Origin of the sequence: Saccharopolyspora sp. (assembly GCF_017434145.1) — a bacterium.
GTDB lineage: Bacteria > Actinomycetota > Actinomycetes > Mycobacteriales > Pseudonocardiaceae > Saccharopolyspora_C > Saccharopolyspora_C galaxeae.
The window spans coordinates 1-5,861 of sequence record NZ_JAFRFW010000808.1; the positions used below are offsets into that span (position 1 = coordinate 1).

Below are 5,861 nucleotides of genomic sequence, written 5' to 3' on the forward strand. Positions count from 1 at the left end.
CGGCATCCGCGCCTGCCCGGCCTGGCCCTCGGACTGGCCCGCGCTGGTGCAGGCGCTCGGCCCGGACATCGCGGCCCGCTCCACGGGCAACATCGCGCGTACCGCGGAGTTCGGGGTTGAACTCATCGCCGGGACCGACACCGGGGTGATCCGCTCACCCGCAGGGGCCGAACCCGCCGACGCGCTCGAGCTCTACACCCACCGGATCGGCATGTCACCGGCTCAGGTGCTGGACATGGCCACGGTCCGCAGCGCCGCCGCCATCGGCCTCGGCGAGGTCACCGGCGCGCTCGTTCCCGGCCTGGCCGCCGACCTGCTCATCGTCGACGGCGACCCGACGGAATCCCTGGACGCACTCCGGCACCGCCGGCTGGTGCTCGCGCGAGGGCGGACACCGCAGTGACACCAATGATGTTTTCTGATCACGCGGTGGGGTGTCCGATACGGACGCCGCGTTCGCCGGTTGGCGCGCGACACCGGCGAGCGAGCGTGCGCGGCTGCTGATTCGGGTTGCCGATGCCTACGACGCTCGCCGGGAGGAGCTGGCCAAGCTCATCTCGACCGAGATGGGCAAGCCGATGCAGGAGGCGGTGGGTCCGGCCGTCCTGACCGGCGTCACCAAGGACATGGACGCCTACTCCGAGGAGATCTTCGGACCGGTGGCCGTGATCCACGGCGTCGATTCGTCCGACGAGGCCGTCGCGTTGGCCAATGACGTGGGCTTCGGGCTCCGCGGTTCGGTGTGGGGCAGCGACATCGAGCGCGCCCAGGAGATCGCCGACCGGCTCGAGGTGGGCATGGCCTACATCAACGAGCACGGCACCGTCCTTCCCGGCCTGCCCTTCGGTGGTGTGAAGCGGTCCGGCTTCGGGCGCGAGCTCGGCCGCTGGGGAATGGGCGAGTTCGTCAACACCCGGCTGCGCCGGACTTCCACGACCAAGAAGTAGACGCACCCGTGGGGCCACGAGGAGCGCCATCAAGTCCGGCAATTGGTTGTCGGCCTGGGATGTCCGGTACGCGGCCGGCGGCCCGTGGGTGTCGGTGGTGCTCGTAGTGGTGCAGGAACTCGGGCAGGGCCGCACGTCGTTGCGCCGACGGCGGTCCTGCCGCCCTCCTGGTTCTCCACGCCCGGACTCCGTTCTCCATGTGCAACTGCCCGCGGTGCTCGACGGGCCCGCGTCGAACGTGGCAGCCCCGCCGGGCCAAGGGGATCAGCGGGTCCCGGCGGGCAGCTCCAGCCGGTCATGGGGCGTCGTCGGGGATCGGCATGGGGCATGGGGTGTCGGCGAGTGCGGTCACCGGTCAGGTGGTGATGCGGTGGCCGAGGAAGACCGGGCGGTTGGCTTGTCCAAGCAGCAGCGGCAGGAGCTCGGCCGCGCGGACCCGGCCCCACCAGCCGTGCTGGGCCGGCCGTCGAGCGTCACGGACGTGCCGGAGACTGCATTCAGCCTTTGTCAGATCGACTGCCAGCACTGACGGGTGACTGCCAAGGCCCGGCGGAAAGATTCCGCGGCTGCTTCCGGACTCTTAGCGTGAGCGGTCGGCAATGCCGTCGCTTTCCACATTGGAGTTTCGAATGCAGAAGCCAGTCAACTGGATCGTGTCGACCATGATCATGCTGCTCGCGCTCGGCGGTGCAGCTCCGGCGGCCGGCGCGATCGAGCGCGTGGAAGCCGCACCGCTTTCCGCGCCCGGGATCGCGAAGGACTGCGTGGCGAAGAACAACCCGGAGGACATCGCCATGAGCTTCATCGAGCGGTGCCGCAAGGGCAGCATTCACCGGGAGTTCCCCGGTACGCATTACTCCCAGCGCCTCGGCGACATCCAGCGCGGCCAGTCGAAGGCCGACAAGACGGCCTGGAAGCTGCTGAACGACGGCCGTTTCATGAAGTAGCATCACGCTCGCACGCGACGTGCGCGGGGACGGCGGAGTCGATCCCGCGCACGTCCTGCCCCGGAAGTGGTCGAACTCCGGAAATGGCTGCTCGTCTCCGAAGAAGGGTCGCAATGGCGCCGGACGAAGAAGCGAGGAACGAACCGTACATCGCGATTCTGCTCTACGAGTCCGCGAGCGACGCGAGTGACTACGTGCCGCTCTACCGGGAGGACGTCGTCCTGCTGTGGGCGGCGAATCCGGAAGCGGCGACGCGGCGAGCCGAGCAGCGGGGCGAGCTGGCCGAGACCAGCTATCGCAACCGCGCCGGTGAGACCATCACGTGGAAGCTCAAGCACATCATCGACGTCACTTCCGCGCTCGAGGCCGACCTGGGCGTGGACGCGGACCTGCATTCCCGGCACTTCCGCGATTACCAGGCTTATCGGAGTTTCGAACCCTTCCTGTCCGGCTCGATCGAATGAGGGCCGGCGCTCATCTTTCGGTCTCTATAACCAGAACCTGGGAGTCCGCGTGGTGCAGCTGAACCCACCGCTGCCACGGTGTCCGACGACCAGTAGCGACGAGCCACCGGCGACGTTGACGAGGGACGGAACCGGGTGACCGCGCACGGCGACCGCCCGGCCGTGACCTGGTCCTGACACCAACGGCAGTGCTCCACCTGCGCGCGAGACCACGCGAGACGAACGTGGTCTGTCCACTGTGGTCGAACTCGTCGAGCCGGCTCGGTGCTGATCGAGCGACCTCGTCACGCGAACAGCGACATCACGAGGGTGATCGGCAGCGAGATCACCGAGGCGAGGGTCATCGGGATGGCGTGCGTCTTGACCGTTCCCCGGGTGGTGAAGCCGAGCAGCGACTGGAACATCCAGAAGAAGTTGCTGCTCACGTGTGGAACGAAAAGCGCACCGGAGCCTGCCGCGAGCGCGACGAGCACCACGGGCGTGTCGAGGCTGCCGGCGATGGGCGCCAGGATGCCGGCCGCGGTGATGCCCGCGACGGAGATGGACCCCAGTGCGATGTGCAGCACGGCCGCGACGAGCCAGACGAGCAGCAGCGGTGGCAGGAAGCCGGTGGAGAACGCTTTGCCGAGGACGTCGGCCATCCCGGAGCCCTCGATGATGGATCCGAGCGAGCCGCTGATGCCGCTGAGCACCAGGATGGGGCCGCACTGGCTCAGAGCGGTGCCGACGGCGGCGCTGATCTCCTCGCGCGGGCGGACCCGGCTGGCCAGGGCATAGGCGAGGCCGGCGCCCAGGAACAGCGCGATGACCGGGTCGGTCAGCAAGGTCACGGTGGCGGACTTGATCGACAGCGCCTCGGCGGCAGCCCCTGCGGCGATGAGCAGCAGGCTGACCAGGACGGGAGTGACCGACACGAACAGCGCTGGTTCGCGCCGCGTGGCACCGGCCTCCTGCTGCACCGCTTGCTGCGTGCTGGTTCGAGCCCCGCTCGCGCCGGACTCACCGGTGACCGGCTCGCGGTTCGGGCTGCGGGAAGCGGCGGACCCGGTGCTGGGCTGTTCGGACGGGTCGTCGCGGGCGAGGGTTCCACTGTCGACCGGCTCGTCGCCGGCGGCCAGCTCGTCGAGCTCGGGGGCCCACTTCATGACACGCAGGAGACCGGCGTAGGCGAACATCGTGAGCAGCGCGGTGGGCAGGCCGACGGTGAGGCCCAGCAGGAACATCTGGCCCAGCGGAACTCGGAGGATGCCCGCGATGGCGACGGCGGCCACTCCGGGAGCCACGAAGACCAGACCGACCTCGATGCCTGCGGTGAGCGCGCCGCCCATGATCGCGCGTCCGCGAGGTCCCAGCCGGGGTCCGAGGCGCCGGGCCAGTGGCGCCGAGAGGACCAGCAGCACATCGGAGTAGATCGACGTGAACAGCGAGCTCAGCGCTGCGGCGAACACGTACGGGACGCTGCGTTCGCCGAACAGCTTCAGCGTGGCTTCGACCAGGCGCTGCATCGTGTCGGTGACGGTCAGCAGCGAACCGAGGATGACACCGAGCGCAACGAGGATGCCGATGTCGCCCATCACGTCCGCGAACCCGTCGGACACCGCCTCAACGGTGCCCGCGGCGCCGACCTTGGTGGTGAGTCCGAGGTAGAGGGTGCCGAACAGCAGCGCGAAGACCGGGGGGAACTTCAGCCGGACGATGGCCAGGACGATGCCCGCGATGGCGACCGCGGTGTTGGCTAGCAGGAGGACTTGGTCGCTCACGGCGGCTCCAGATGAGAGGCGGTAGCCCGGGGCGGCCACCCGGTGCTCGTACCGACTCATCGTGACGTCGATCACCCCTGCTGTGTCCAAGATGCGTTTGCAGGCTGATCGATAGGCTTCAGCTATCTTCTTCGCGTCGGTGCACGCGGTCTGCGCTATTCGGAAAGGGGCACCGTGCGCCGATCGTCGCGGAAAGCGGGGTCTTCGTGGATGTCCGGCAGCTGCGCCACTTTCTGGCGGTGGTGGACCACGGCAGCGTTCATCGGGCGGCCGAGTGCCTGTTCGTGGCTCAACCGTCGGTGACCCAGACCATCCGCAGGCTCGAAGCCGAGCTGGGCACGGAGCTTTTCCTCCGGCGAGGACGCGGGCTCGTGCTGAGCTCCTCGGGGACGGCGCTGGTCGGGCCGGCTCGGGAGGTCCTGCGATCCCTCGACGTGGCACGGGAGACCGTCGTCGCCGTCGACGGGCTGCGAGGCGGCAGATTGAGCATCGCGTCCATGCCGTCGCAGGTGGTCAGCCCGCTGACCGGGCTCCTGGCGGCGTTCGTGGACCGGTATCCCGGTGTGCAGGTCGGTGTCCGCGCCGCGGCCCGCCCGGATGACGTGCGGGAGGCCCTGCGCCGCGGGGACGCCGAGATCGGCGTCGTCGCTACGGGCGGGACGGCGGAAGCGCTGGCCGACCTGGACCGGCTGCCGCTGGAGGTCCAGTCCTTCGTGCTGGTCGCCCGCGACGATGCCCTGCTCCCTCCCGGTGTTGATGATCTGCGCATGAGCGATCTGCGGGGGCTGCCGCTGATCGCGGGTCAGCCGGGCACCGGCATGCGGCGAGTCGCCGACGCGATCGTGGCTGCCACCGACTGCCGGATCGCTGTGGAGATCGAGCACCGCGAGGGGCTGCTGCCGCTGGTGCTGAGCGGAGTCGGAGTCGCGGTCGTCGCCGACTCGTGGCGCCCGCTGGCCGATGCCGTCGGTCTGCAGGTGCGCCGCCTGGCGGTGGAAGACCGGCTCGACGTTGCGCTCGTGTGGCAGCGCCACCGGCTCGGCCCGGCGCCTGCGGCATTCGTAGCGGTGGCCGGTGGAACGGACGGGCCGGCGAGCGGGACGTCCGCCGCTCCCTGATAAGCAACGCCTATCGACCGGCCTGCAAACTCGTCTTGGACGCTAACGGTCGTCGCCTCGTTCCATTAACGGCATGACGACCAGCTACCGCATCGCACTCATCCCCGGCGACGGCATCGGCACCGAGGTGCTGCCGCCCGCCTGCGCCGTTCTCGACGTGGTCGGCCGCCGACACGGCCTCGCCTTCGGCTACGACGTCTTCGACTGGTCCTGCCGCCGGTACCTGGACGAGGGCGCGATGATGCCGCCCGACGGGTTGGACCGCATCCGCGACCACGACGCGATCCTTCTCGGCGCCGTCGGCTGGACGGGGGGTGCCGGACCACGTGTCGCTGTGGGGACTTCTCATCCCCATCCGGCGCCGGTTCCGGCAGTACGTGAACTTGCGACCGATCAAGGTCCTCGAGGGCGTGCCGAGCCCCGTCGCCAAGGCGACGAGCGACGTCGACTTCGTCGTCGTCCGGGAGAACGTCGAGGGCGAGTACTCCGAGATCGGAGGTCGGCTCAACCGGGGCTTCCCCGAGGAGATGGCCGTGCAGGAAGCGGTCTTCACCAGAGCGGGCACCGAGCGCATCCTGCAGTACGCCTTCGACGCCGCTCAGCAGCGGCGCGGACACCTGGTCTC

At 69.4% G+C, this 5,861-nt stretch carries 8 protein-coding genes and 1 pseudogene; 8 read left to right on the forward strand and 1 reads right to left on the reverse strand.

What is annotated here, in order from left to right; all coding sequences use genetic code 11:
• The 5 genes from IJH84_RS21925 to IJH84_RS21945 all read left to right on the forward strand — a co-directional run.
• The coding region (locus IJH84_RS21925) for an amidohydrolase family protein (protein ID WP_295148425.1) at positions 1 to 403 on the forward strand (403 nt) is incomplete at its 5' end.
• Positions 404 to 434: 31 nt separating this feature from the next.
• Positions 435 to 947 carry an aldehyde dehydrogenase family protein gene (locus tag IJH84_RS21930; protein WP_295148427.1) on the forward strand — a complete coding sequence of 171 codons (513 nt, stop codon included), beginning with the start codon at positions 435 to 437 and terminating at the stop codon, positions 945 to 947.
• A 370-nt stretch (positions 948 to 1,317) separates the two neighbouring features.
• Entirely contained in the window at positions 1,318 to 1,476 is a 159-nt protein-coding gene (locus IJH84_RS21935) for a hypothetical protein (RefSeq protein WP_295148430.1), read from the forward strand.
• A 100-nt stretch (positions 1,477 to 1,576) separates the two neighbouring features.
• Positions 1,577 to 1,894 carry a hypothetical protein gene (locus IJH84_RS21940; protein ID WP_295148433.1) on the forward strand — a complete coding sequence of 106 codons (318 nt, stop codon included), beginning with the start codon at positions 1,577 to 1,579 and terminating at the stop codon, positions 1,892 to 1,894.
• Positions 1,895 to 2,007: 113 nt separating this feature from the next.
• The gene (locus IJH84_RS21945; RefSeq protein WP_200073384.1) at positions 2,008 to 2,358 is read left to right on the forward strand and encodes a DUF4288 domain-containing protein; all 351 of its coding nucleotides are present in this window, start codon (positions 2,008 to 2,010) and stop codon (positions 2,356 to 2,358) included.
• Between the two features lie 284 nt (positions 2,359 to 2,642).
• On the opposite strand, the gene IJH84_RS21950 is transcribed toward IJH84_RS21945, so the two are convergent.
• On the reverse strand, positions 2,643 to 4,118 hold the full coding sequence (locus tag IJH84_RS21950; RefSeq protein WP_295148436.1) for a GntP family permease: 1,476 nt from the start codon (positions 4,116 to 4,118) through the stop codon (positions 2,643 to 2,645).
• A 206-nt stretch (positions 4,119 to 4,324) separates the two neighbouring features.
• On the opposite strand from IJH84_RS21950, the gene IJH84_RS21955 reads away from it, so the two are divergent.
• The 3 genes and pseudogenes from IJH84_RS21955 to IJH84_RS21965 form a co-directional block, all read left to right on the forward strand.
• Positions 4,325 to 5,236: a LysR family transcriptional regulator gene (locus IJH84_RS21955; protein WP_295148440.1), complete on the forward strand. Its 912-nt coding sequence runs from the start codon at positions 4,325 to 4,327 to the stop codon at positions 5,234 to 5,236.
• A 73-nt stretch (positions 5,237 to 5,309) separates the two neighbouring features.
• A pseudogene (locus tag IJH84_RS21960) lies at positions 5,310 to 5,480 on the forward strand (tartrate dehydrogenase); the annotation flags it as partial.
• Between the two features lie 70 nt (positions 5,481 to 5,550).
• Positions 5,551 to 5,861, forward strand: a 311-nt coding sequence (locus IJH84_RS21965) for an isocitrate/isopropylmalate family dehydrogenase (RefSeq protein WP_295148443.1), incomplete at its 3' end; no start/stop codon positions are given.

What these genes read in the sequence shown, in the direction of transcription:
- IJH84_RS21945 (WP_200073384.1), top strand. Translation starts at nt 2,008, where the DNA reads ATGGCGCCGGACGAAGAAGCGAGGAACGAACCGTACATCGCGATTCTG.
- IJH84_RS21940 (WP_295148433.1), top strand. Translation starts at nt 1,577, where the DNA reads ATGCAGAAGCCAGTCAACTGGATCGTGTCGACCATGATCATGCTGCTC.